This is a genomic window from Anoxybacillus eryuanensis (assembly GCF_051200995.1).
Lineage (GTDB): Bacteria > Bacillota > Bacilli > Bacillales > Anoxybacillaceae > Anoxybacillus > Anoxybacillus tengchongensis.
This window is the reverse complement of the sequence record NZ_JBPODS010000003.1, coordinates 306227-332314: the sequence shown is the minus strand read 5'-3', so window position 1 is coordinate 332314 and position 26088 is coordinate 306227. Positions and strand designations below refer to the sequence as shown.

The 26088-nt window shown below is 41.0% G+C and carries 24 protein-coding genes; all 24 read left to right on the top strand.

The features are described from left to right. Positions 1 to 198: 198 nt before the first annotated feature. The 24 genes from HNQ84_RS06265 (at position 199) to uvrC (ending at position 26079) form a co-directional block, all read left to right on the top strand. A complete protein-coding gene (locus HNQ84_RS06265; protein WP_435621525.1) occupies positions 199 to 645 on the top strand; it encodes a MarR family winged helix-turn-helix transcriptional regulator in 447 nt (148 codons plus the stop codon). Further along, on the top strand, positions 642 to 3764 hold the full coding sequence (locus HNQ84_RS06260; RefSeq protein ID WP_435621524.1) for an MMPL/RND family transporter: 3123 nt from the start codon (positions 642 to 644) through the stop codon (positions 3762 to 3764). Before HNQ84_RS06265 ends, HNQ84_RS06260 begins: the two co-directional genes overlap by 4 nt. Positions 3765 to 3838: 74 nt before the next feature. Further along, positions 3839 to 4060: a hypothetical protein gene (locus HNQ84_RS06255; protein WP_221248163.1), complete on the top strand. Its 222-nt coding sequence runs from the start codon at positions 3839 to 3841 to the stop codon at positions 4058 to 4060. After that, a complete protein-coding gene (locus tag HNQ84_RS06250; RefSeq protein WP_183250451.1) occupies positions 4047 to 4601 on the top strand; it encodes a DUF6036 family nucleotidyltransferase in 555 nt (184 codons plus the stop codon). Before HNQ84_RS06255 ends, HNQ84_RS06250 begins: the two co-directional genes overlap by 14 nt. A 122-nt stretch (positions 4602 to 4723) precedes the next feature. Then, the gene (gene zapA / locus HNQ84_RS06245) at positions 4724 to 4999 is read left to right on the top strand and encodes a cell division protein ZapA (protein ID WP_041637971.1); all 276 of its coding nucleotides are present in this window, start codon (positions 4724 to 4726) and stop codon (positions 4997 to 4999) included. Then, positions 4992 to 5531 carry a CvpA family protein gene (locus HNQ84_RS06240; protein WP_171334806.1) on the top strand — a complete coding sequence of 180 codons (540 nt, stop codon included), beginning with the start codon at positions 4992 to 4994 and terminating at the stop codon, positions 5529 to 5531. Before zapA ends, HNQ84_RS06240 begins: the two co-directional genes overlap by 8 nt. Before the next feature lie 49 nt (positions 5532 to 5580). Beyond that, complete coding sequence (gene polX, locus HNQ84_RS06235) at positions 5581 to 7290, top strand: DNA polymerase/3'-5' exonuclease PolX (RefSeq protein WP_435621523.1); 1710 nt, start codon at positions 5581 to 5583, stop codon at positions 7288 to 7290. Between the two features lie 19 nt (positions 7291 to 7309). Beyond that, entirely contained in the window at positions 7310 to 9655 is a 2346-nt protein-coding gene (locus HNQ84_RS06230) for an endonuclease MutS2 (protein WP_435621522.1), read from the top strand. 11 nt (positions 9656 to 9666) lie between these two features. Further along, a complete protein-coding gene (locus tag HNQ84_RS06225; RefSeq protein WP_183241355.1) occupies positions 9667 to 10074 on the top strand; it encodes a DUF350 domain-containing protein in 408 nt (135 codons plus the stop codon). A gap of 192 nt (positions 10075 to 10266) precedes the next feature. Next, positions 10267 to 11943, top strand: coding sequence for a long-chain-fatty-acid--CoA ligase (locus HNQ84_RS06220; RefSeq protein ID WP_435621521.1), 1677 nt, complete (start codon positions 10267 to 10269; stop codon positions 11941 to 11943). Between the two features lie 96 nt (positions 11944 to 12039). Beyond that, positions 12040 to 12621 carry a fatty acid metabolism transcriptional regulator FadR gene (fadR, locus tag HNQ84_RS06215; protein WP_004889140.1) on the top strand — a complete coding sequence of 194 codons (582 nt, stop codon included), beginning with the start codon at positions 12040 to 12042 and terminating at the stop codon, positions 12619 to 12621. A gap of 39 nt (positions 12622 to 12660) precedes the next feature. Beyond that, positions 12661 to 13428 carry an enoyl-CoA hydratase gene (locus HNQ84_RS06210; RefSeq protein WP_435621520.1) on the top strand — a complete coding sequence of 256 codons (768 nt, stop codon included), beginning with the start codon at positions 12661 to 12663 and terminating at the stop codon, positions 13426 to 13428. 15 nt (positions 13429 to 13443) lie between these two features. After that, the gene (locus tag HNQ84_RS06205) at positions 13444 to 14217 is read left to right on the top strand and encodes an electron transfer flavoprotein subunit beta/FixA family protein (RefSeq protein WP_183241349.1); all 774 of its coding nucleotides are present in this window, start codon (positions 13444 to 13446) and stop codon (positions 14215 to 14217) included. A gap of 16 nt (positions 14218 to 14233) precedes the next feature. Next, positions 14234 to 15211: an electron transfer flavoprotein subunit alpha/FixB family protein gene (locus tag HNQ84_RS06200; RefSeq protein WP_435621519.1), complete on the top strand. Its 978-nt coding sequence runs from the start codon at positions 14234 to 14236 to the stop codon at positions 15209 to 15211. A 146-nt stretch (positions 15212 to 15357) separates the two neighbouring features. Then, complete coding sequence (gene trxA, locus HNQ84_RS06195) at positions 15358 to 15672, top strand: thioredoxin (protein WP_043965887.1); 315 nt, start codon at positions 15358 to 15360, stop codon at positions 15670 to 15672. A 124-nt stretch (positions 15673 to 15796) separates the two neighbouring features. Continuing rightward, complete coding sequence (locus HNQ84_RS06190; protein ID WP_435621518.1) at positions 15797 to 17005, top strand: hypothetical protein; 1209 nt, start codon at positions 15797 to 15799, stop codon at positions 17003 to 17005. A gap of 81 nt (positions 17006 to 17086) precedes the next feature. Next, on the top strand, positions 17087 to 18031 hold the full coding sequence (locus HNQ84_RS06185; RefSeq protein WP_435621517.1) for an NAD-dependent epimerase/dehydratase family protein: 945 nt from the start codon (positions 17087 to 17089) through the stop codon (positions 18029 to 18031). After that, on the top strand, positions 18021 to 18938 hold the full coding sequence (locus tag HNQ84_RS06180) for a lysylphosphatidylglycerol synthase transmembrane domain-containing protein (protein WP_435621516.1): 918 nt from the start codon (positions 18021 to 18023) through the stop codon (positions 18936 to 18938). Before HNQ84_RS06185 ends, HNQ84_RS06180 begins: the two co-directional genes overlap by 11 nt. Continuing rightward, positions 18935 to 20377: an alkaline phosphatase family protein gene (locus HNQ84_RS06175; RefSeq protein ID WP_183241339.1), complete on the top strand. Its 1443-nt coding sequence runs from the start codon at positions 18935 to 18937 to the stop codon at positions 20375 to 20377. Before HNQ84_RS06180 ends, HNQ84_RS06175 begins: the two co-directional genes overlap by 4 nt. Continuing rightward, positions 20374 to 21096: a glycosyltransferase family 2 protein gene (locus HNQ84_RS06170; protein ID WP_435621515.1), complete on the top strand. Its 723-nt coding sequence runs from the start codon at positions 20374 to 20376 to the stop codon at positions 21094 to 21096. Before HNQ84_RS06175 ends, HNQ84_RS06170 begins: the two co-directional genes overlap by 4 nt. 74 nt (positions 21097 to 21170) lie before the next feature. Beyond that, the gene (locus HNQ84_RS06165; protein ID WP_435621514.1) at positions 21171 to 21917 is read left to right on the top strand and encodes a hypothetical protein; all 747 of its coding nucleotides are present in this window, start codon (positions 21171 to 21173) and stop codon (positions 21915 to 21917) included. Between the two features lie 18 nt (positions 21918 to 21935). After that, positions 21936 to 22859 (top strand): FTR1 family iron permease, encoded by a 924-nt coding sequence (locus HNQ84_RS06160; protein ID WP_435621513.1) that lies wholly within the window; start codon positions 21936 to 21938, stop codon positions 22857 to 22859. A gap of 45 nt (positions 22860 to 22904) precedes the next feature. Next, complete coding sequence (locus HNQ84_RS06155) at positions 22905 to 24305, top strand: nucleoporin-interacting protein (protein ID WP_435621512.1); 1401 nt, start codon at positions 22905 to 22907, stop codon at positions 24303 to 24305. Then, positions 24298 to 26079 carry an excinuclease ABC subunit UvrC gene (uvrC, locus tag HNQ84_RS06150; protein ID WP_435621511.1) on the top strand — a complete coding sequence of 594 codons (1782 nt, stop codon included), beginning with the start codon at positions 24298 to 24300 and terminating at the stop codon, positions 26077 to 26079. Before HNQ84_RS06155 ends, uvrC begins: the two co-directional genes overlap by 8 nt. Positions 26080 to 26088 lie beyond the last annotated feature (9 nt).

The window sequence follows — 26088 nt, the reverse complement described above, 5'->3', positions numbered from 1 at the left end:
ATACAGAAGTTATGGTTTTAAGGTGCATGTATATAGTCAGCATACGTATACAGTTTAGATGATTCTGGCTTCATCGCGTATCCCTCACTTTTTTCACCATTATATCACACCTCACTTCATCATTGACCATTCCGTGTTTTATCGTTATATTATTAAATAGTTAAATAATTGAACTATTTTGACAGGAGGCATGAAGTGTTGGAGAGAAGCATACAACAATTTATTGAACGTTATTTATCCGTTTCGTTTCTTGTCAATAAACGAGGGGCTGCGTTGATGAAGTGTGAATTAGACGATATCACGCACGATCAATATTATGTATTGCGCTACATATATAAGCGTGGGGTGTGCACATCGACGGAATTAGCGGACGTATTTGCGGTGAATAAAAGTGCGATTACGGCGATGACGAATCGTCTTGTTGAAAAAGGAATGATTGCACGTGGCAAAGACGAAGACGATCGCCGTATTATTGCGCTTTCGCTTACGGAAAGAGGGAAGGAATGGCTTGTTGAAACAGAACAAAAAATATACGAACTCGTTGAAACAATGATGACAAAGCTTTCGCATGAAGAAATTGAGCAGTTTATTCAAACGTATGAGAAACTAGCGATGATTTTACAAGAAATGGAGGATGGCAAATGAAAACGATTATTCGTGGAAAGTGGGTCGTTTTATTCGCTTGGGTTGTCGCTGCTGCCGTGCTTGTTATGACCGCTCCGAATATGAGTCAACTTGTGCGCGAAAAAGGGCAAATTACCGTCCCAGATGGTTATTCGTCTTCACTTGCAAGCGAATTATTAAAAGAAGTACAAAAGCAAGAAAATAAGGAAGGGGAAATGAGCGCCGTCCTCGTCTTCCATCGCAAAGAGAGATTACAAGAGAAGGATTGGAAAGAAATAGAGAAAGCTGTTGAACAACTGCAAGCGAAAAAAGAAGCGCTCGGTTTAATACAAATTGTATCACCGCTTGATGACGGGCAGCTAAAAGAAAAACTGGTGTCAAAGGACGAGACAACAGCGCTTGTCTCCCTTCAATTAGAACGAAACAAACGCACCGCAAAAGAAATAAGCACAGCGCTTTATGATGAGATCAAGAATATTGCTGTGCCACACTATTACACAGGCAGTTGGATGATCGATGAAGATGTTGTAGAAAGTTCACAAGAAGGGTTGAAAAAAACGGAAGGTATTACCGTCGTTTTTATCTTAATTGTTTTATTTCTTGTGTTCCGTTCGCTCGTCGCTCCGTTTGTGCCGTTGTTAACGGTCGGATTGACGTATGTTGTGTCACAAGCGATTGTCGCTTTTCTTGTTGATCGTGTTGATTTTCCACTTTCTACGTTTACACAAACATTTTTAGTTGCCGTTTTATTCGGAATCGGAACAGACTATTGCATTTTATTGCTCAGCCGCTTTAAAGAAGAGTTAGCGAAGCGAGAAGATCGAACTGAAGCGATTATTGCAACATATCAAACAGCAGGAAAGACGGTTATTTTTAGCGGGCTAGCGGTCATGATCGGATTTGCGTCCATTGGCTTATCGACGTTTAAATTGTATCAATCTGCATCAGCCGTAGCGGTCGGTGTCGTTGTGTTGCTTGTTGCGCTTGTGACGCTTGTGCCGTTTTTTATGGCTACACTAGGTGAAAAGCTGTTTTGGCCGATGAAAGGAGCGCTTGAACATAAACCGAGCAGATTATGGGATGTGGCAGGTCGTTTTTCTTTCGCTCGTCCGTTATGGGCGCTTGCGATTGTCGCAATCATCACATTGCCGATTTTATTGACGTACGATGGCGAACTTTCCTTTAACTCAATGGCGGAAATTGGCGATCGTTATCCTTCCGTCAAAGCGTTTAACATTATTTCTTCTCATTTTAGCGAAGGAGAAGCGATGCCGACGAAAATCGTCATGAAAAATGACGAAGCGATGGATGATGAGCAATATTACTATTTAATAGAGAAAATTAGTCGCGAAGTAGCAAACATTGATGGTGTGAACGCTGTTCGTTCGGTGACGCGCCCGCTCGGAGAGCCGATTGATCAATTGTTTGTCACAAAACAAGCGGAACAGTTAAAAGAAGGGCTTGGAAAAGGAGCGGACGGCATTGGACAAATTCGGTCTGGTTTAAGCGAAGCGAGCAGCGAAATGGCGAAGTCCGCTCCAAAGCTAGAGCAGGCGACGGGTGGCATTCGGGAGCTCGTCAACGGAACGACAAAATTGAAAACGGGCATGACCGATTTACAGCAAGCGTTAAAGCAATTAGAAGATGGGGTGCGAAGCGGAGCGATTGGTGCCGCTGATCTTGAAAAAGGATTACAGACGATACAAACGAATATGAAAAAGCTGCATGATGGAGCGGATGAATTGCGAAAAGGATATGAGCAAGCAACCGATGGACTGCATCAATTAAGTGAACGATATGAACAAATTGAAAGTGGATTGCAAGCCATTTCTGAACAGTTGCCGCTTCTTTCTCAGTCGTTAAACCGTATTGAAGAACGTCATAAAGACTTGCGTGAAGATGCGGAGTATGCACATGTAAAGCAAGCTGTTCAACAGATGAGCGCACAAATGAATACGTTATCTGATGCACTTGTTCAAGTGAACGACGCGTTACAAAATGTTCAACGTGGGTTGCAGCAAGCAAATGAATCGTTTGCAACAGTAACAAGGGGACAGCAAGCGCTTATTACGGGAATGGATCAAGTGGTCGTTGGACTTGGAAAGCTTCGTTCCGGATTAGAGCAAGCAGCAAATGGGCAAGGACAGATCGTTCAACGTTTGCCGGAAGTGACAAACGGGCTAGCGAAAGTAAATGACGGTCAACAGCAATTGCTTACAGGTTTTTCGCAACTCAATGGTCAAATGGATCAACTCATTTCAGGACTAAATCAAAGCGTCGATGGATTGCGACGAGTAGAAGATGGATTGCACTCCGCAAAACAGTACGTTTCTGACTTAGCGAATGCACCAGACGAAGAAATGGCAGGATGGTATATGCCGCCACAATTGTTGACGAGCGAGGAATTTGCGCAAGCGAAGGAAGCATATATGTCGAAAGACGGAAAAGTCGTAACGTTTGACGTTGTCTTTTCATCCAACCCGTATGAAACGACAACGATGAAAAAAATCGCAGAAGTGAAAGAAGCGATTGCTCGGGCGGTGAATGGCACAAAACTTGAGCATGCGAAAGTAGGCGTTGGTGGTGTAACAAGCATATATTCGGATTTAAATGACATTTCTGCTGCCGATTATGCTCGAACATCGGTATTTATGCTTGCAGGGATTGCGATCATTTTAATTGTTCTTCTTCGTTCGTTTATTATGCCAGCGTATTTAATGTTATCGCTTATTTTAACGTATTATACGTCGATGGCATTTACTGAACTTGTGTTTGTGAATATGCTTGGATACGAAGGAATAAACTGGGCGGTTCCGTTTTTTGCGTTCGTTATTTTAATGGCGCTCGGCATTGACTATAGCATTTTCTTAATGGATCGCTTTAACGAATATCGCGATAAAACCGTTCAAGAAGCGATGCTTGAAGCGATGCGTCACATGGGAACAGTCATTATTTCCGCGGCGATCATTTTAGGAGGAACGTTTGCGGCGATGTATCCATCTGGTGTATTATCGCTATTGCAAATTGCGACGATTATTTTAACAGGTCTTTTCTTATATGCACTTGTCGTTTTACCGTTATTCATTCCGGTGATGGCAAAAACGTTTGGACGGGCGAATTGGTGGCCATTTATGAAATAAGAGCGGGTGTCGATGCCCGCTCTTTTGTGATATAATGTGAAAAATAGTTGTTGGAGTGAAACGAAGTGAGAAAAATGAATATGTCTGAACTAAACGATTGGATTTTTTCACGCAAAGGAAATGTGGAACGAGATATATTAAAAGATGGAAGAGAGCAACATGTACGTTTACGTCCACGCGACAAAGAGGAAATGCGTATATTAGATGAATTATGCATAAAACGATGGAAAAAAGCGGAGCAAGAAGGAAAAATTAAATATTTGAACGAACGAGTGTGGTATTATGAATTCGATTAAAGAGGCGAAAGAAAAACTTCAGTCGCTTCGAACGAAAACATCGTTTGAAAAAATGGTTCAAGTTACAGCCATTTTAACGAAGCTGTTGGAGCCACATCGCATACGTCCGATTATTGTTGGCGGGCTTGCGGTTGAAATATATACGCGTGGAGATTACACGACCGTAGACATCGATTTAATTGTTAGTGATCGTGAAAAAGCGGGACAATTGCTTCGTCAACTTGGTTTCACTCCGTCAGGAAGACATTGGTATCATGATGAATTGTTTGTTAGTGTGGAAATCCCAAATGATATGTTAGAAGACGCTGATGATGATAAAGTAATTGAGTTGAAGTTAGAGGATGGGTTGCATGTATATGTCATCGGAATTGAAGACATTATATTAGATCGCCTGCGCGCATGTGTCCATTGGAAATCGAAATCAGATTGCGAATGGGCAAAAAGAATGGTTCTTCTCCATAAAGAGCGATTAGATTTCACATATATGAAACAAATGGCGAAAAAAGACGGAACAAGCAAACAACTGAAGCAATGGTTTTAGATGAGAGCGGGTGTCGATGCCTGCTCTTCTTTTCGTATATCTTTTCATGGATCTGCGAATCGTGGTAAGATAAAAGGTAGAATTTTGCCGAAACGGGAGATCGGATGAATGGGGGAAATAGTTTGGCGGAGCAGAAAAAAACGCGCATTACGGTAGATATATACGGACAGCAATATTCGATTGTCGGAACAGAAAGTTCAAGTCATATTCGGCTTGTTGCTTCCATTGTTGATGATAAAATGCGTGAAATTAGCGCGAAAAATCCGACGCTTGATACGAGTAAACTTGCTGTATTAACGGCTGTAAATATCGTTCATGAATATATTAAACTAAAAGATGAATACGAACGCCTTTTGCGAAAAATGAATAAAGAAAAGGATGATGACAGCGATGATTGATTTGCTCATTTGTTTCATCCTTCTTATGGGACTGATGATTGGATTGAAACGAGGATTTATTTTGCAATTTATTCATATGACAGGTTTTTTGATCGCGTTTATCGTTGCATACAACTATTATGATCAACTAGCACCAAGACTAAAATTATGGGTGCCGTATCCGAGTTTCGGTGATGGCGAAACGATGAAATTGCTCATTGAAAGCACAAATTTAGATGAAGCATACTACCGTGCGATTGCATTTGCTGTTTTATTTTTTGCTGCAAAAATTGTGATGCAAATGATCGGTTCGATGTTAGATTTCGTCGCTCAGTTGCCGCTTTTAAAAAGCGTCAACCGCTGGGCAGGTGGAGCGCTTGGATTTATGGAAGTGTATTTGCTTTTATTTGTGCTTTTATACGTGAGTGCACTTGTTCCTGTTTCTGCAATTCAACAACCGCTTCACAACTCATTCATCGCTAGTTTCATCGTCAAGCACACACCGATTTTATCAAATTTCGTAAAACATATGCTTGTACAATATATGGCGTGAAAACTTCTCCGTTTGTGAGAAGTTTTTTCGTCGAAAGGAAGGGGATAAAATGGAAAAAAATAAAAAAGAAGCGATTCGTTTGCTTGAAACAATCGCTTTATATATGGAGATCAAAGGAGAAAATCCTTTTAAAGTATCCGCCTTTCGTAAAGCAGCTTCAGCGCTAGAGCGTGATGAACGTCCCTTGACCGACATTGATGATTTGACGTCCATTGCTGGTATCGGTAAAGGCACAGCCGCGGTTTTACAACAATGGTTGCAGACGGGAACAAGCGATGTGCTTGAACAGTTAAAAAAAGAAATTCCAACAGGGTTATTTCCACTTTTAAAATTGCCGGGACTTGGCGGTAAAAAAATTGCTAAACTGTACCATGAGCTAGGCGTGACCGATATAGAAACATTAAAAGAAGCATGTTTAGCTCAACGTGTGCGACAATTAAGCGGCTTCGGTGCAAAAACAGAAGAAAATATTTTAGCTGCACTTGCCCACATGAATGCACGCCCTGAGCGTTTACCGATTGCGTTTATGTTGGAAGTTGCTTCCGACATCGAGCGTCAGCTAGAAAACTTCGCTGGCATTATTCAGTTTTCACGCGCAGGCAGTTTACGGCGCGTGTGTGAGACGATCAAAGATTTAGATTTTATTATTGCAGCAACAGACGATGCGCTCGTTCGTAAGCAGTTGTTGCAACTTGAACATATTTATGACGTTGTCGCAAACGGTGAAACGAAAGTATCGTTGCAATTGCAATACGATTATGTTGTCAATGTCGATTTTCGCCTCGTTTCTCCTAAACATTTTGCGACAACGCTTCATCATTTCACCGGTTCAAAAGACCATAACGTTCGCATGCGCCAATTAGCAAAAGAGCGCGGTGAAAAAATTAGTGAGTACGGTGTTGAAAACATTCAAACAGGTGAAGTAAAAACGTTTACGACAGAGGAGCAATTTTTTGCCCACTTTCATTTGCCGTTCATCCCACCAGAAATGCGTGAAAGTGGAAACGAAGTCGATGCATATGATGGGACACCACTCCTCACTTTATGTGATATACGTGGAGATTTACATATGCATACGACATGGAGCGATGGGGCGTTTTCGATTCAACAAATGGCGGAAGCATGTCGGAAAAAAGGATATCGCTACATCGCGATTACCGATCATTCACAGTTTTTAAAAGTAGCCAATGGATTAACTGTTGAACGACTAAAACGCCAACAAGAAGAAATTGCTCGCTTGAACGAACAATATGATGACTTTGTCATTTTATCAGGTATTGAAATGGATATTTTACCGGATGGAACGTTAGATTTTGCGGATGATGTATTGCAAACGGTTGATTTTGTCATTGCGTCGATTCATTCTGCTTTTTCGCAACCGCAAGAAACGATTATGAAACGATTGAAAGAAGCGCTTATGAATCCATATGTTCATATGATTGCACATCCGACAGGAAGATTAATCGGAGAACGAAGCGGATACGATGTAAATATAGATGAATTGTTGCAGCTTGCGAAAGAAACAAATACGGTGCTTGAGTTGAATGCAAATCCACATCGTCTTGATTTAACGTATACCTATTTACAAAAGGCGCAACAGCTTGGTGTCAAAATCGCGATTAATACGGATGCGCACAACGTTCGTATGCTTGATGATATGGAACTTGGTGTGGCGTTTGCTCGAAAAGGTTGGATTCGAAAAGAAACGGTTATTAATACATGGGATATCGAACAACTCATGTCTTTTTTGCGAAAATAAACAGCTGGAGGGTTCATCGGTGCATGCCAAAACATTACACATTCTTGAATTTGATAAAGTGAAAGCACAGCTTGCGGAATATGTATCTTCCTCACTAGGGAAAGAAAAAGTCGTGACACTTGTGCCATCATCGGACGTTGAAGAGGTGACGCGTTGGCAAGAAGAAACGGATGAAGCAGCAACCGTTCTTCGCTTGCGCGGTCACGTCCCTCTTGGTGGCATATTTGATGTTCGTCCTCAGACGAAACGCGCAAGCATCGGGGGAACGCTCAGTCCACATGAGCTACTCGATGTTGCAAGTACGATGCGAGCGGCAAGACAGTTAAAAAAGTTTTTAGAAGCGACAGAGGCCAACTTGCCACATATTATCGCATATGTGGAGCAAATAGTTCCTTTAAACGAGCTCGAACAACATATATATCATTGTATTGATGAAAGCGGAGATGTGCTTGACGAGGCAAGTGAACGGCTGCGCTCGTTACGTCAACAGCTACGTACGATCGAAGGAAGGGTGCGCGATAAGTTAGAAAGTATTATTCGCTCATCATCTGCCCAAAAAACATTATCGGATGCCATTATTACGATTCGCAACGATCGCTACGTCATTCCGGTAAAGCAAGAATATCGCCATACGTATGGTGGAATTGTACATGATCAGTCCTCATCTGGGGCTACGTTATTTATTGAGCCACAATCGGTTGTAGAATTAAACAATGAACTGCAACAGTTGCGCGTGAAAGAAAAACAAGAAATTGAGCGCATTTTAAGTGAATTATCTTCCTCTGTCGGCGAGCAGGCGGAAATAATTATTAGGAACGTCGAATTGCTTGCACAGCTTGACTTTTTATTTGCAAAGGCGAAATACGCGAAAACGATCAAAGCAACAAAGCCAGCGATCAATGAGCGTGGATATATTCGTCTTATGCAAGCGCGGCATCCGCTCATCCCTCCTGATCAAGTCGTTCCAAATGATATTGAACTAGGGAACGACTATACGACGATGGTGATTACCGGACCAAATACGGGAGGGAAAACAGTCACGCTAAAAACGATTGGCTTGTTCACCGTCATGGCTCAAGCAGGGTTGCAAGTGCCAGCGTTAGACGGCTCACAATTAGCTGTATTTCGCGCTGTATATGCCGACATTGGTGATGAACAATCAATCGAACAAAGTTTAAGTACGTTTTCGTCTCACATGGTCAATATTGTTGATATTTTAAAACAAGTGGACGAGCATAGTCTTGTGTTGTTTGATGAGCTTGGAGCAGGAACGGATCCGCAAGAAGGTGCAGCTTTAGCGATTGCTATTTTAGATGAAGTGCACAACCGCGGAGCACGCGTTGTAGCGACGACGCATTATCCCGAATTAAAAGCATATGGCTACAATCGACAAGGTGTCATGAATGCCAGCGTCGAATTTGACATCGAAACGTTAAGTCCAACGTATAAACTGTTGATCGGTATTCCTGGTCGAAGTAACGCACTTGATATTTCTCGCCGCCTCGGATTAGACGAACGTATTATTGCCCGTGCCCGCACATATATTAGCGCTGAAAGCAATGAAGTTGAAAATATGATTGCTTCATTAGAGCGAAGTAAAAAGCGAGCTGAAGAAGAATGGGAGGAAGCAGAAAAACTTCGTGAAGAAGCAGAGCGGTTGAGAAATGAATTAGAGCAACAGTGGAACGAACTAAACGAACAGCGCGAGCGTTTGTTAGAAAAAGCGAAAGAAGAGGCGGAACTCATTGTAAAAAAAGCGATGAAAACAGCAGAAGAAGTCATTCAAAACCTTCGTGATATGCAAAAACAACAAGCAGTTGCGATGAAAGAACATGAACTGATCGCTGCGCGTAAAAAGCTAGAAGAAGCCATACCGCAAATCGACACGAAAAAGAAAAAGCGAGTGCAGAAAGAAAAGCAACTTTTACATCCTGGCGACGAGGTGAAAGTCACTCATCTCAATCAAAAAGGACAACTTATTGAGAAAGTATCGAACAACGAATGGCTCGTGCAAATTGGGATTTTAAAAATGAAAGTGCATGAAGAAAACTTGGAGTATGTAAGCAGTCCAACGCCAATGGAAACAAAACCAATCGCGACTGTAAAAGGACGCGATTATCACGTTCCGCTTGAGCTAGATTTGCGTGGCGAACGATATGAAGATGCGTTGCTTCGCGTTGAAAAGTATATTGATGACGCAGTATTAGCAGGGTACCCACGCGTGTCCATTATTCATGGGAAAGGGACAGGAGCACTTCGCAAAGGGGTGCAACAATATTTGCAAAATCATCGCTCAGTAAAAAGCATTCGATTTGGTGAGGCGACTGAAGGGGGAACAGGCGTCACCATTGTCGAATTACAATGACGGGAGGAACTATGAGCGCTTTTTGGGAAAACGAAATGATTCATATTGCTGCCAATTTTAGTGTCGTGATTTTATGTTTAGTTTTATTTTTAGCTATTTTTGAACTTGTGACAAAATATAAAAATTGGGAAGAAATTAAAAAAGGAAATATGGCCGTAGCGATGGCGACAGGCGGAAAAATATTTGGCATTGCGAATATTTTTCGTTATTCAATCGATCATCACGATTCGCTGTTAACGATGATCGGTTGGGGCGTTTACGGCTTCGTTTTATTGTTAATCGGTTATTTTATTTACGAGTTTTTAACTCCAAAGTTTAACATTGACGATGAAATTGCTAACGATAATCGAGCGGTAGGATTTATTTCCATGGTTATTTCGATCGGTTTGTCGTTTGTCATCGGAGCAAGTATACGGTGAGGAGAGAAAAAATGGAAAATCTAGCGAAAGTATTGCTCGTATTGTGCGGTGTATTTTTGCTTATTGGTGTCATATATCTCACATTTTTTGCATAAAAGGATGTCAGTAGACGTCCTTTTATATTTTTTGATACAAAAATTTCTGAAAATATTATAAAATATAAATAATCTTATAGAAAAAGGGGGAAACGAAATGGAGAAGCCATGGCTAGCGTTATATCCTCAGCAAGTTCCTCATTCGATTGATTATCCGCGCAAGCCGTTGCAACAATTTTTGCGAGAAGCGGCGGAGCAGTTTCCGCACAAAACAGCCATTCACTTTTTAGGAAAGGAGCTGACATATAAAGAAGTATATGAACAAGCACTTAAGTTAGCATCGTATGTGCAACAGCTCGGTTTACAAAAAGGTGATCGTGTATCCATTATGTTGCCGAACTGTCCACAAGCGGTCATCAGCTACTATGCTGTTTTATTTGCAGGTGGTATTGTCGTACAAACAAACCCATTATATACCGAGCGAGAGTTGGAATATCAGTTAAATGATAGCGGTGCGAAAATCATTATCGGTCTTGATTTACTCTATCCAAGAATCATGAAAGTGAAAGCGCATACAAAAATTGAACATGTGATCATTACAAGTATAAAAGATTATTTACCGTTTCCAAAAAACGTGTTATATCCGTTTGTACAAAAGAAACAAACGGGGATGATTGTACGCGTCAAACATGAAGGAGATTGTCATTTATTTACCAAAGCATTATCGCTTGCGAGTGGGAAAGTAAAAGAGACGGATGTGGATCCAGTGGAAGATGTTGCGCTTCTTCAATATACAGGCGGAACAACTGGATTTCCGAAAGCGGCGATGTTGACACATCACAATTTAACGTCCAATACGCTCATGTGCACGAAATGGATGTATAAATGTGAACGCGGGAACGAGTCGATTCTTGGCGTGCTTCCGTTTTTCCACGTATACGGGATGACGGCCGTCATGAACTTATCCATTATGGAAGGATATAAAATGATTTTGCTGCCGAAGTTTGATGTGGAAACGACGTTAAAAACGATCGAAAAGCAACGGCCAACGCTATTTCCAGGTGCACCAACGATTTACATCGCGCTACTCAATCATCCGAATTTAAAAAAATATGATTTATCATCAATTAAAATATGTATTAGCGGCTCAGCCCCGCTTCCAGTTGAAGTGCAAGAACAATTTGAAACAGTAACAGGTGGAAAAATCATTGAAGGATACGGCTTAACTGAAGCATCTCCGGTAACGCATTCTAATTTCATTTGGGATGGAAAACGAATCAAAGGAAGTATCGGTGTGCCTTGGCCGGATACAGAGGCGATGATCATCTCATTAGAAACAGGAGAAAAAGCTAACGTAAATGAAATCGGTGAAATCGTTGTACGTGGTCCACAAGTAATGAAAGGATATTGGAACCGCCCAGAAGAAACTGCTGCAACGCTTCGTGATGGTTGGTTATATACGGGTGATTTAGGGTATATGAATGAAGAAGGCTATTTCTTTGTCGTCGATCGAAAAAAAGATATGATTATCGCAAGTGGCTATAACGTATATCCACGTGAAGTAGAAGAAGTGTTGTATGAGCATCCAAAAGTGCAAGAAGCAGTCGTCATTGGCGTACCAGATGCTTATCGCGGTGAGACGGTAAAAGCGTTTATTGTGCTCAAAGATGGAGAACAGTGCACAGAAGAAGAACTTGATCAATTTATGAGAAGTAAATTGGCTGCTTACAAAGTGCCACGCATTTATGAATTTAGAAAAGAATTGCCTAAAACAGCGGTCGGTAAAATATTGCGTCGAGCCCTTGTTGAAGAAGAAAAAGAAAAACAAAAATAACCTTTGTACGTTTTTTCTTGACACGCTTTTGGCCTCTCTTTAAAATAAAAATATGAATGATTGTTCATTCATATTTTTGAAAGGGAGAATGCGAAGTTGAAACGCGATAAACCGAAGTTTAAACAAATTATTGATGCAGCTGTGATCGTCATCGCTGAAAATGGTTACCATCAAGCACAAGTATCGAAAATTGCCAAACAAGCAGGTGTAGCTGACGGTACGATCTACTTGTATTTTAAAAATAAAGAAGATATTTTAATTTCACTGTTTCAAGAAAAAATGGGTTACTTTATCGAAAAAATTGAAGAAGAAATAGAAGGAATTTCAAGTCCGTCGGAGAAATTGTTTTTGTTGATTCAAAAACATTTTCAAATGTTAGCGGCAGATCCTCATTTAGCGATCGTTACCCAATTGGAACTTCGCCAGTCGAATAAATCGTTGCGTCTGAAAATTAATGAAATTTTGAAAGGATATTTAAAAGTTGTGGATCGCATTGTGCAAGAAGGGATTGACAAAGGGGAATTTCGTTCAGATTTAGACGTACGGCTTACCCGTCAAATGATTTTCGGGACGATTGACGAAATGGTAACAACATGGGTAATGAATGAGCAAAAATATGATCTCGTTGCATTAGCGAAGCCAGTTCATCAATTGTTAACGAAAGGTTGTTGTGTTTAAAGCACAACAACCTTCCGACATACATGAAGGAGGGAGAATATGTTTTCCGTTCAACAAGAGGGGTATGTGACGATTTTGACACTTAACCGCCCGCCAGCCAACGCTTTGGCATCTTTTGTTTTGAAAGAGCTTTCAGAACGACTTGATGCATTAAAAGAAGATGACGAAGTCCGTGTTATCGTTCTCCATGGAGAAGGAAGGTTTTTCTCAGCTGGTGCGGATATTAAAGAGTTTACAGCGATTGAGGCAAGCGAACAAGCAGCTGAACTCGCTCGAGCGGGACAGCGAATAATGGAGAAAATCGAACAGTTTCCGAAACCGATTATCGCAGCTATCCACGGTGCTGCGCTTGGCGGAGGGCTCGAGTTGGCGATGAGTTGCCATCTACGTATCGTAGCGGAAAACGCCAAACTCGGTTTGCCAGAATTGCAGCTTGGCATCATTCCTGGTTTTGCAGGAACACAACGGTTATTGCGCCATGTCGGCATGGCAAAAGCGCTAGAAATGATGTGGACGGGCGAGCCAATCACAGGTGCAGAAGCTGTTCAATGGGGACTAGCGAACAAAGCGGTTCCAGAAGAACAGTTGCTTGATACAGCCAAGCAGCTTGCACAGAAAATGGCTCAAAAGAGCCCGATTTCCGTTCAAGCAGTATTGCAACTTGTCAACGAAGCACGAACAAAAACATTTCATGAATGTGTTGAAAAAGAGGCGCAACTGTTTGGACAAGTATTTGTGACGGAAGATGCGAAAGAAGGTATTTCAGCATTTATCGAAAAACGGACACCACAGTTTCAAGGAAAATAAGAGGGGGAGAGAAGCATGAACATTTTCGTATTAATGAAACGTACATTTGATACGGAAGAAAAAATCGTCATTCAAAACGGAAAAGTAAGTGAAGAAGGGGCAGAATTTATCATTAACCCATACGATGAATATGCGATTGAAGAAGCGATTCAAGTGCGCGATCAGCACGGCGGTGAAGTGACGGTTGTTACAATTGGGAACGAAGATGCAGAAAAAGAGCTTCGCACGGCACTTGCGATGGGAGCAGATAAAGCAGTGCTTATTAACATTGAAGACGATGTAGAAAATCGTGACCAATATACAACGGCAAAGGTGCTTGCGGAATATTTAAAAGATAAAGAAGCCGATTTAATTTTAGCTGGAAATGTAGCGATTGACGGCGGTTCTGGGCAAGTTGGACCGCGCGTTGCGGAATTGCTAGGTATTCCTTATGTAACAACAATTACGAAGTTAGAAATTGACGGAACAAACGTAAAAGCAGTGCGCGATGTTGAAGGTGACGAAGAAGTCATTGAAACATCGTTACCGTTACTAGTTACGGCGCAACAAGGGTTAAATGAGCCGCGTTATCCGTCATTGCCGGGGATTATGAAAGCGAAAAAGAAACCGCTTGAAGAGCTAGAGCTTGATGATTTAGATTTGGAAGAAGACGACGTAGAAGCGAAAACGAAAACGATTGAAATCTTTTTGCCGCCGAAAAAAGAAGCGGGAAAAATTTTGCAAGGAGACATTGCGGATCAAGTAAAAGAACTCGTTTCACTTCTTCATACAGAAGCAAAAGTCATTTAATAGGGGGATGGGGAGCATGGCAAGAAAAGTATTAACATTAGCAGAAGTACGCGATGGAGCATTGCGTAACGTATCGTTTGAGGCAATTTCTGCTGCGAAAACGATCGCTGAAGGCGGAGAGGTTGTTACTGTCGTTGTCGGAGCGAGCGTTCGCTCATTCGCTTCTGAGCTTATTGCCTACGGTGCAGATCGGGTTATTGTTATTGAACATGAAAAATTAGCTACGTATACACCAGATGGTTATGCTCAAGCGTTGCAAGCTGTTGTAGAACAAGAGAAACCAGAGGGAATCGTCTTTGGTCACACAGCGCTCGGAAAAGATTTATCGCCGAAACTTGCTGCTAAATGGCAATCTGGTCTTGTGTCCGATGTTGTTGCTGTTGAAGAAACGGGAGGAAATATCGTCTTTACAAGACCAATTTATTCGGGTAAAGCGTTTGAAAAGAAAATTGTTACAGATGGTCTCATGTTTGTTACGGTTCGTCCGAACAACATTGCTCCGCTTGAAAAAGATGAAAGTCGTACAGGTGCCGTTATGGATGTACAAGTTGATATAAAAGATTTACGCACAATCGTTCGTGACATTGTGCGAAAAACAGCGGAGGGCGTAGATTTATCTGAAGCGAAGGTGATCGTTGCAGGCGGTCGCGGCGTGAAAAGTGCGGAAGGATTTGAGCCGTTGAAAGAATTAGCAAACGTGCTTGGCGGTGCGGTTGGAGCATCGCGTGGGGCGTGCGATGCAGGATATTGCGACTATTCGCTTCAAATTGGTCAAACAGGGAAAGTCGTTACGCCAGATTTATATATTGCGTGCGGTATTTCAGGAGCGATTCAACATTTGGCTGGTATGTCTAACTCAAAAGTCATCGTGGCGATTAATAAAGACCCTGAAGCGAATATTTTCAAAGTAGCAGATTACGGCATCGTTGGTGACTTGTTTGAAGTCGTTCCGCTTTTAATTGAAGAATTTAAAAAATTAAAAGTTCATTCATAAGGCGAGGCATGATGCTTTGCCTTTTCTTTTCAGCATATTTTTTTGCGACATGGAAATAGTAGAAGCGAAGCAAAAGATTGGCGTAATGAATACGTTCAATGGTATACTATGTGCATGGAACTGAAATGTTTAAGGAGGAATGAACAATGGCAATTGTCAATGCAACAGATCAAACGTTTGTGAATGAAGTAAAAGAAGGGGTTGTGCTCGTTGATTTTTGGGCACCTTGGTGCGGACCTTGCAAAATGATTGCACCTGTATTGGAAGAAGTAGATCGCGAGCTTGCTGGTAAAGTGAAAGTAGTAAAAGTTAATGTAGATGACAACCCAGAAACGGCTGGAAAATTTGGTGTGATGAGCATTCCAACATTATTTGTCTTTAAAAACGGTGAAGTGGTAGATAAAACGGTTGGCTTCCAACCAAAAGAAGCGCTTGTTGGTCTTTTAAGCAAACATTTATAATTGATATGCCTCGGAGAGATCCGAGGTATTTTTTTTGAAATTTTATATTGACATTGAAAATCGTTCTCTACTATAATGGTAACGGTTAATGATAATCGTTATCAAGAAGGGGGATACATACGAAATGAAAAAACGTCAATTAAAAGCTGTATTTGCCATGTTTTTATTAGCAGGTGGTGTGCTTGCGGGTTGCGGTCAACAAAAAACGGAAACGACAGAGAAGAAGGAAGAAACAAAAGTAGAAGAAAAACAAAAAGAGCAACAACAAGCTGAAACTGAGCAAGTAGAAGAGCAAGTAAACGTTCAAGCGTTCATTGATGCTTATAAAGCGATCAAATCTGAAACAGAAAAGGCGAAAGAAGGACAATCGGTTGATTGGAGCCTTGTAGAAAAAACATATACAGAGCAACTGCAGAAGCCAATTAACGAACTAGATGGTACATTTGCTCAAACGATTGAAGCGGCGATTCAAGGTGGAAAAAGTGGAGAGTTAAATGTTCATCCAGCACGTCAAATTGTTGATAAAGTGACACAATCGTATTTTTATCAGTTACAAAAAAAATTACAAAAAGATGTTGTAGCTGCACTTGAAGCTGGTGATCAACAAAAGGCGACAGCATTGTTTGATCAAATAAAATTGCTAGCAACAGAAATTTTCGTTCCAACGGCAATGAAACGTGACGAATATTACCAATTAACGGGAGAATCTAGCCTTGAACAAAGCATTAACGCTGGTTTAGCAGCGCAAGAAGAGGCGTTAAAAGCCAATAACGTAGATGATTTTAAATTGTACATTCAGTTGACGGATAAATCGATCTATCGTAGCTACTATTTAGCGTCAAAATCATATGCTGAGAAAATTGAAGCAGGTGTGAAAGAAGGAAAGGCAGAAGATGAACTGAAAGGACAACAAGCAGAAGCATGGGGCTTTTTCCAAGCGATCAAAGGCTCTTTAGCTGAAGGAGATGAAGCTGCGACAGCGCGTTTGGATGAGATTTTATCGTTAAATAACGATTACAAAACGATCAAAGCATCAGAAGTAAGCGCATTATATGCTAAAGCGTTGTTTGGTAAAATGAAAGGCTATCATGAAAAAGCACCGGCACAGTTAGACGAAAATAACGTTGTTGAAGCGAAAGTAAAAGCGTTAGAAGGAAACATGTTCTTAAAAGCGATTGAATTAGATGTGAAAGCAAAATTAGGCGATGAAAAAGCAGCGGAAGTATTTGCGACAGCAGAAAAATGGTATAGCGCAATTGCAGAAAATAAAAAAGATGAAGCTGCTCAATATAGCAAAGCTGTGCTTGATGCTGTAAGTGCTATTGTTCAATAAACATAAAAAAGCCGCGCATGACAAGCGGCTTTTTTGGTGTGATACAATAGTAGGGCGATGAACGATGAAGGAGTTATACAAATGGCAAAAGTATGTATCACAGGTGGAGCAGGATTTATTGGGAGTCACCTAGGAAAAGAATTGCTTAAACTTGGGCATGAGCTTGTTGTGATCGACAACTTCCACCCATATTATTCAATGTGCCGAAAACAACGCCAGCTTCAACAAATAAAAGACGTCGGTTTTTTTCATTTTTATCATGTAGATATTTTACAGTCAGATGCACTCAAGCAAATTTTTTTACATCATCGCCCTAATGTTGTATTCCATCTAGCCGCGTTACCAGGCGTACAGCCATCGTTATCGGAGCCATTAGCATACATTGATTACGATGTGAAAGCGACAGTAAACGTATTACAGGCATCAGGGGAAGCAGGAGTTCAGCACGTGCTATTCGCCTCTTCTTCGTCTGTGTATGGTGACCGAGCGTTTCAACCATTAAAAGAAGAAATGGCAAATGGACAAGTCGTTTCACCGTATGCAGCGGCAAAATATAGTGCGGAATCGTTTTGTCATGCGTACGCACATATGTATGGGTATACGATGACGATTTTTCGTTATTTTACTGTATACGGACCGTGGGGACGGCCGGATATGGCGATTAGTAAATTTATTCGTCAATTGTTGCGTGATGAGCCGATTACCGTTTACGGCGATCATACGGCACGCGATTATACGTATATTGATGACATTGTTGCTGGAATGATTCAAGCGCTAGAACGAAAAGAAAGTGACGTATTTAACCTTGGGGCTGGTCAGCCTGTGACGATGAAGCAATTGCTTGCGGAGTTGCGTACTCATTTTCCACATATGCGTGTTCATTACGAATCACCTCGCCTCGGTGATGTTGTTGCCACATGGGCTGATATTACGAAAGCGAAAGAGAAAATCGGGTACGAACCGCGCATATCGTTGCGAGAAGGATTAGCAAAGACAATTGAATGGGCGAAGCAATATGAAAACTAAACGAATAAAGATTTTGATGCGACTCATTAGCTTCATATGTATTGTAGCGTTTATATGGATGACGATTCACCATTTTGATGCACGACTATTGTTTGATCTTATGCACAGGCTTGTTTTGCAACCGTGGCATGCGAGTTATATGTTCATTATGTATGGGCTCGCCTTTGTGTTACGTGCTATAGCATGGAAATGGTATTTGCCTCAGGCTCGCTTTCAAACGTGTATCGATGGATTATTTGCTAGTTTATTTATTAATCACATTTTCCCGATTAAAATGGGCGATGTTGCTCGCATTGGTATATGTGCAAGGAGAGATCGTATCCCATTTATGATTGTTGCCGAGTCTGTTATTATATTACGCCTTCTGGATTTGATCGTTTTGTTTTTCTTTGCTTTTTTTGGTGCAATCGTTTATATGCACACCGTTATTCGTTCCGCCATAGTTGTCCCCCTCATTTTTGGCGGGGGCGTTGTTTTGTTTTTCGTCCTTCGACGCATCGATTTGTCATGGTTACAAAAATATAAACAACATTGGAACATGATATGGAAAAGCCGTCGCTTTGTACCGATTGTTGTTGCTATTGTTTTTAGTTGGGTATGTGAAGCGGTCGTTTTGTTTGAAATGACGAAAATGATTGCTTTTCCTCTGGCATTTACTGAGGCGTTATGGGTAAATAGTATGGTGGTTGGTGGACAAGTATTTCAAATGACTCCAGGGGGATTAGCGACATATGAGGCTGTCATGGCGTTTGCATTAACGCGCATTCACTCAGATTGGGAACAAGCATATGCTCTTGCGCTAGCAACCCATTTATTTAAATTTTTATTTTCCTATGTCGCTGGGCTATACGTATGGTGGCGCATCCCGACATTATGGACATTCATTCGAAAGGAGGACGTAGCGTGAAAAAAGCATCGAAGTTTGAAAAAATAGCAGCAAGGTGTTGGAATTTATTAAATGAAGGAAAACCATTTACTCCAATTTTTGTTATCGGGACGATGGTTCTTTTCCATTTATTTGATGGCATCACGTTGGAAGAAATAAAGCGATTAGGAAGTAGCTTGTTGTTAACGATCCCTCTTTTCGTTTTATACTATGTATACGACTATCCATTATTTTTACGTAACTATTTGTGGATTCCGTACATCATTTTTTTAATGATTTGGTCGTTCGTACCGACGAATTTACTTTTACTTGCTGTTAGTCTTTACTTCTTTTTTACCGTTTTCTTCTGGGGAACATTATACTATCATTTACGTATTGGAACGACATGGTTGAATTTTACTCGTTTTTGGAAACTTGTGCTGAAAAATAGCGACTCAACGAGCGGGAATGCGCAAGAGCAATTGCCAAAAGCATTACTCCTTCTTTCTGTATGGGAATACGGGGTACACCATGATGTACATACTCCGTCATTTATCGCTTTTTACGTATTCGTTTTTGTATGGTCGTTTATTTTGCATCGTTATTTATTTGATTGGAAACCAAAAATAATCGATCATTACACAAATAACGTGCCGCCAAATGAGAAACCGTTAAGCGATCGCGTCATCGTGCTCGTTGTTGATGGAATGAGAAAAGATCGTTTTGAACAAGCAAACGCCCCATTTTTAAAGTCGCTCCGTGCCAATGGAACGGATTTTACGCAAATGGAAACGGTATATCCAGCAAGAACGGTTGTATGCTTTACATCGATGCTTACAGGAACATACCCGTTTGAACACGGCATTCGTTCAAATATGGTATGGAAACTAGGGATTCGTGTCGAAAGTATTTTTGATGCTCTCCGAAAAGTAGGGAAAAAAGGAAAAGTTCTCGGTATCGCTCATCTTGTCGATTCCCTAGGAAATGATGTCGAAACCGTTACAGCTGTCATGCATAACGATGTCGCAGACCGTAACATTATGGAGCGAGCGAAACAAATCATGACAGAACAAGATTTACATTTATTCGTCGTTCAATTCATTGGAACGGATCAAACAGGACACAGCCGCGGTGTACATTATGATGAGTATGTGCAAAAAATTGAAGAAGTGGATCAATTGATTCAACAATTTGTTGAATGGTTGCATGAACAAGGGAAAATGGACAACACGACGCTCATCGTTTGTGCGGATCATGGACAAGCGGACGGAATTGGTGGACATGGTCATTTAGATGAAGGAGAACGATACGTTCCATTTTTCATGTACGGTCCGATGATCGAAAAAGGAAAGCGGATTGATGAAAAATATAGCCTCGTTTCTCTTGCTCCAACGATCGCTTATTTGTTAGGAGCGCCATATCCGAGCCATAGCCGTGGCCCTGTGTTAGTTGAAGCGCTAAAGAAAGAGGGGGAGCGATGAAAGTAATTGTATTTTTACCTGCACACAATGAGGAGGAAGCAATTGGGGAAGTCATTCGTCGTATTCCAAGATATATTCACCCGAATATAGAAGTACAAGTTCTTGTTGTAGACGATGGATCAACGGATCGTACTGTTGATGTAGCGAAACGAGCGGGAGCGGATTTTATTTACCGACACGAACAAAATCGAGGGCTAGGTGCAGTTGTGCGTACCGGTTTACAACAATGCATTAAACTCGGTGCGGACATTGGTGTAATGATTGATGCCGATAACGAATATCCACCAGAGCAAATTCCTGACCTTATTATGCCTATTTTACGTGACGAAGCGGATTACACGATGGGGTCCCGTTTTTTAGGGACGATTCAAGGAATGAAGTGGCATCGGCGAATTGGAAATTACTTATTTACATTTATTCAATCCATCTTATTGAAAAGATGGATTTATGACGGTCAATCGGGCATGCGAGCATTTTCGCGTCAAGCGATGGAAGAAGCAGAAATTATTCATGATTACAACTATGCACAAGTATTGACGTTAAATTTAGTGCGCAAAGGATTTCGATTAAAAGAAGTGCCAATTGTATATCAAGTAAGAACGACGGGTCAATCATTTATTAAATTTACAGCTTACCTCAAGCATGTCATTCCTGCGATCGTGAAAGAAATGTGTCGCCCGGTGAAACGAAAACAAATACGTTCTGTTCAGCAACGCTAGAGAGATTCTCTAGCATTTTTTCTTGACAACATTCATGATAATTATTATCATTATCATCGAAGGAGGAGATCGGTTTGAGAACGATATTATTTTTTTGCTTGTCATTGATATTAATTTTCACTTCAGCCCCTATGTCTTCGTTCGCTTATTCGTACGGCGACCCGAACGAAGAAGCAGTTGCTGAAGCGTATAAAGAAATGGTCGCGAAAGTGCAAGAGAAAAAATTTGATGAAGTGAAAGCGATTTATGAAACGGTGCAAAAAGAAATTGATATGCATATGGGACCTGAACCGTCCACCATCATTTTAGAGGCGATTGAAAATAAAGATGCAGATACAATTGTTTCAGCGATGCAAAAAGTGCTTGTGCTCAATGTAGCACGCCGTTTAGAAAACGTAGAGAAAAATTTCGATCATTACGATACGAGCAAGCGATTATTAGCGAAAGCATTTGCTACATATAAAGCCCTTTCCCCAATCGTGCAACAAAAAGATGCGGAGCTAGATAAAAAATTAAAACAACAGTTTGATGTTGCCCTTCAATCGCTCGGAAATCCTGGATTGTTTGGAGTAGGGAAAAAAGAGTCAAATATCGATCAATTCAAAGAAAGTAAAAAAACTATTTTACAAGCGTTACAAGATCAATTTGAATTAGAGGATGTTGAAACAGGTCATTTTACAGAAGAGGATTTAGACCGATTAGCTGCAGCGAAAAAGAAGGAATGGACAGATTTGTCTGATTTAAAAAACTGGATACCGATCATTGTAATTATCGGAGTTATTATTGCTGTTGTAGTGTACGCGATAAGAAAACGAAAGTAAAGAAAGGGGTCGTGTAGATTGGAAGTTCAAGCGCTGCTCATTACGTTTCGTGAAGCATTAGAAGCACTATTAATTGTAGGGATTATTACATCATACTTAAAACGTATTGATCAATCACGCTATGTGAAATATGTTTGGCTCGGTGCAGGATTAGCTGTGTTTGCAAGCGCGATCGTCGCTTTATTATTCCAAGTTGTGCTAACCGGCTTTTCAACGATGGCGAGTGAAATGTATTTAAAGGTAAGTATTATTTTCATTTCTTCCATCTTGTTGACACAAATGGTTTTTTGGATGGCGGAACATAGTAAAGACATAAAAAGTAGTATGGAAGGAAAAATGAGTAAATATGTGTCCAAAGGTGACGTGTTGGGCATGGTTATGCATTCGTTTTTAGTTGTATTGCGCGAAGGGGTCGAAACGGTCTTTTTCTTTGCGGCGATTACGGGTGGAAATATCGGAGCCGCAGTACAAGGATGGGGGGCAATCACAGGGTTAACGATTGCAGCTATTGTAAGCTACACGTTCTTTAAAGGAACGATGCGCGTGCCGTTAAAAACGTTTTTTAAAGTGACTGGTGCGTTTATTATTTTGATTGCGGCCGGATTGCTTGTGCAAGGTGTTTCGATGCTACAAGATTTGAAAATCATTGGTAGCGTCATGCCGCATGTATACGACATTACGTGGTTTATGCCGGAACATCCGATTGACCATGAGCATTTTGTACGTGACACAGGACATGAACCAATTATTTCTGGCGACGTAGGCATTTTTCTTAAAGCATTATTTGGTTATTCGTCGATGCCATCCTTGGAAGAAGTATTAGCATACGTTGGTTATTTCGTTGTTATTTATTTACTCGTAAAAACACGTTATGGTGCAAAAGAAGGAAAAAAAGAAAAGAGCGAAAAAAATGAGCAGGTGCTTGAACAACAAGTGATGTAAAGTACAAGGAGGAACCTTGTACTTTTTTGCTTAGGAGGGGTTATTGTGCGCATGGCTTCGATCATCGGGCTATTTGCCGTCTATATATCTTATATCGTATATGCTAGCCCGTTTGCAGCTACGTGGGATGAAGTGGACTTTGCATTGGCGCTTGAGCGATATGATTTGCTTGCAATGCAGCCGCATTTTCCGGGATATCCGTACTTTATTTTTGGAGGCATGCTCATTCATTCATTTGTCGCCAATCCTGCCAAGGCGCTGGCGATTTGGAACGGTTTGCTTATGATCAGCACCTCAATTCCAATATACTTGCTTGCAAAAACATTTGTGGAAAAAAAGTACGCGTGGGTTGTTACTGCACTCGTTCAATCGCTTAGTTATGTCATGCTTATCGTTTCGCAACCGATGTCGGAAGGAAGTGCACTCGCTGTTTTATGGTGGTATGTATGGAGTTTACAACGTGCGCTTCACTCGGACCGTATTGATATGCAGTTGCTGCCGTTATGGTTATTTAGCGTTATGCTCGGCATTCGTTTATCTTACGTTCCTTTTGGCATCGGTATTTTATATGTTTGGTGGAAGCGGAAGTATCGTGTAAAACAGCTTTTGCTATACAGTTTGGTAGCGATTGCTTTTCAATTCATTTGGATTAGTGCAGTCGCTGCAACAGAAGGTACAGGGTTTTGGCATTTGGCTCTTTCATTTACAACAGGTCATTTTACGCAATGGGGGGGAACGGTGTCGACAGATGAAGCGCCGTTTTGGCAACGAGCTATTGTGCTTATCTTTTATAATATCATTTGGACAGGCATGGCGAAGCAGTCGATATGGCTACTAAGTTGTTTTGTTATTTTGTTAGCTATAATGTGGAAACAAATAGCGATTCCACCTTTATATCGTCTACTTTTACTGACGTATTTTTTATGGGCGTTGCTTGCACAAAACATTGAAAAACCAAGACATATATTGCCGATTGTCGTCATTGTTTCATTCTTTTTGTTCGTTAGTGCCCTTCAATCGCCATCACGTCTACGGCTTACTGTGGTGTTTGTTTTGCTCCTCTCACAAACGATGCTCGGCATGCAAGCGGTCAAGCATCAAGCGACACAGTTGCCAGCGACGTATCAGTTGGCGTATGATTTTGAACAGAAAGAAAAGCCTTTTATTATATTCACATGGGAAGAGACGCGTGTTTTTGAATATTTAAGCGTTTCTTTTCCACATGAACGCGTATTTTCATTTGACGTTTTCCAGCGAGAAAAAGCGGCATTTCCACATGCGAAAGTGTATGTCACCGATCATGTCATTAAAGGGTTTCAAGCGCAAGGAATAGACGTTCGACCATATATTCACCCAGTTCGAACGTATGAATCGAGCTTATTATCTGATCCTGTGTATGGGCACATCACCGTATATGAATGGCGAGAGGAGGAAGAACGTGAATGAGCGATTGAAAGAAAAGTTAGCCATTTTGCCCGATCAACCGGGATGTTATTTAATGAAAGATGCCAATGGAACGGTCATTTACGTCGGAAAAGCGAAAGTGTTGAAAAATCGTGTCCGTTCTTATTTCACGGGTACACATGACGGAAAAACGCTTCGGTTAGTAAATGAAATTGCTGATTTTGAATATATTGTGACGTCTTCCGATTTAGAAGCGCTTATTTTAGAAATGAATTTAATAAAAAAATACGATCCGAAATATAACGTCATGTTAAAAGATGATAAAAGCTATCCGTTTATTAAAATTACTGGAGAAACCCACCCGCGTCTTATCATCACCCGAACGGTGAAAAAAGACAAAGGGAAATATTTTGGGCCGTATCCGAACGCTCAAGCCGCGCACGAAACGAAAAAACTGCTCGATCGTCTATACCCATTAAGAAAATGTGAGAAGATGCCGAAAAAAGTTTGTTTATATTATCATATGGGGCAATGTTTAGGACCGTGCGAATATAAAGTGTCAGAGGAAGAAAATAAACAAATTGTTGAACAAATTACTCGTTTTTTAAACGGTGGGTATAAAGAAGTAAAAGAGGCATTGACAGAAAAAATGATGGAAGCGGCCGAACAGTTACAGTTTGAGAGGGCGAAAGAATATCGCGATCAAATTGCGTATATTGAAACATTAATGGAAAAACAAAAAATGATTTTACACGATTTCGTGGATCGCGACATTTTTGGATATGCATATGATAAAGGATGGATGTGCGTACAAGTATTTTTTATTCGCCAAGGAAAGCTCATCGAACGAAACGTGTCGATGTTTCCTTTGTATCAAGAACCAGAGGAAGAGTTTTTAACGTTTTTAGGTCAGTTTTACAGTAAAGATTATCATTTAAAGCCGCGCGAAGTTGTATTGCCGCGCGACATCGATGGCGAAATGGCGACAAATTTGCTTCAGGTGAACGTCACACAGCCGAAAAGTGGCAAAAAGAAAGAGCTCGTTGATTTAGCTTGCAAAAACGCACAAATTGCCTTGCAAGAAAAATTCTTTTTAATTGAGCGTGATGAAGAACGGACGATTCGTGCGATTGAACGATTAGGTGAAGCAATGGGGATTCAAGCTCCTCATCGTATTGAGGCGTTTGACAATTCAAATATTCAAGGGGCAGACGCTGTCGCTGCGATGGTCGTATTTATTGATGGAAAGCCGGAAAAAAAAGAATATCGTAAATATAAAATAAAAACGGTGCAAGGAGCGGACGATTACGAGTCGATGCGGGAAGTGATTCGCCGACGATATACGCGCGCGTTGCGCGAACGTCTACCACTTCCTCAATTAATCATTGTCGATGGCGGAAAAGGACAAGTACAAGTCGCAAAAGAAGTGTTGGAATGCGAACTCGGGTTGTCGATTCCTGTTGCAGGTTTAGTGAAAGATGATAAACATCGCACATCCCATTTATTGTTTGGTGATCCACCGAACGTCATTCCGTTAGAAAAGAACAGTCAAGAATTTTATTTGTTGCAGCGCATTCAAGAAGAAGTGCATCGTTTTGCGATTACATTCCATCGACAAGTTCGTTCAAAATCTACATTCCACTCCATTCTTGATCAAATTCCAGGGGTTGGTACAAAAAGAAAACAAGCGTTATTGCAACATTTCGGATCGATTAAAAAAATGAAAGAAGCAACGGTTGAACAGCTACAAGAAGCAAACGTTCCAAAACATGTCGCGCAAAAAATTTACGAAGCGCTCCGAACGTATGAAAGCTGACCATCGTCG

Coding starts and splice junctions, on each gene's coding strand:
- HNQ84_RS06260 (WP_435621524.1), top strand. CDS start 642: ATGAAAACGATTATTCGTGGAAAGTGGGTCGTTTTATTCGCTTGGGTT.
- HNQ84_RS06255 (WP_221248163.1), top strand. CDS start 3,839: ATGAATATGTCTGAACTAAACGATTGGATTTTTTCACGCAAAGGAAAT.
- HNQ84_RS06250 (WP_183250451.1), top strand. CDS start 4,047: ATGAATTCGATTAAAGAGGCGAAAGAAAAACTTCAGTCGCTTCGAACG.
- HNQ84_RS06240 (WP_171334806.1), top strand. CDS start 4,992: ATGATTGATTTGCTCATTTGTTTCATCCTTCTTATGGGACTGATGATT.
- polX (WP_435621523.1), top strand. CDS start 5,581: ATGGAAAAAAATAAAAAAGAAGCGATTCGTTTGCTTGAAACAATCGCT.
- HNQ84_RS06225 (WP_183241355.1), top strand. CDS start 9,667: ATGAGCGCTTTTTGGGAAAACGAAATGATTCATATTGCTGCCAATTTT.
- HNQ84_RS06220 (WP_435621521.1), top strand. CDS start 10,267: ATGGAGAAGCCATGGCTAGCGTTATATCCTCAGCAAGTTCCTCATTCG.
- HNQ84_RS06210 (WP_435621520.1), top strand. CDS start 12,661: ATGTTTTCCGTTCAACAAGAGGGGTATGTGACGATTTTGACACTTAAC.
- HNQ84_RS06205 (WP_183241349.1), top strand. CDS start 13,444: ATGAACATTTTCGTATTAATGAAACGTACATTTGATACGGAAGAAAAA.
- HNQ84_RS06200 (WP_435621519.1), top strand. CDS start 14,234: ATGGCAAGAAAAGTATTAACATTAGCAGAAGTACGCGATGGAGCATTG.
- trxA (WP_043965887.1), top strand. CDS start 15,358: ATGGCAATTGTCAATGCAACAGATCAAACGTTTGTGAATGAAGTAAAA.
- HNQ84_RS06190 (WP_435621518.1), top strand. CDS start 15,797: ATGAAAAAACGTCAATTAAAAGCTGTATTTGCCATGTTTTTATTAGCA.
- HNQ84_RS06185 (WP_435621517.1), top strand. CDS start 17,087: ATGGCAAAAGTATGTATCACAGGTGGAGCAGGATTTATTGGGAGTCAC.
- HNQ84_RS06180 (WP_435621516.1), top strand. CDS start 18,021: ATGAAAACTAAACGAATAAAGATTTTGATGCGACTCATTAGCTTCATA.
- HNQ84_RS06170 (WP_435621515.1), top strand. CDS start 20,374: ATGAAAGTAATTGTATTTTTACCTGCACACAATGAGGAGGAAGCAATT.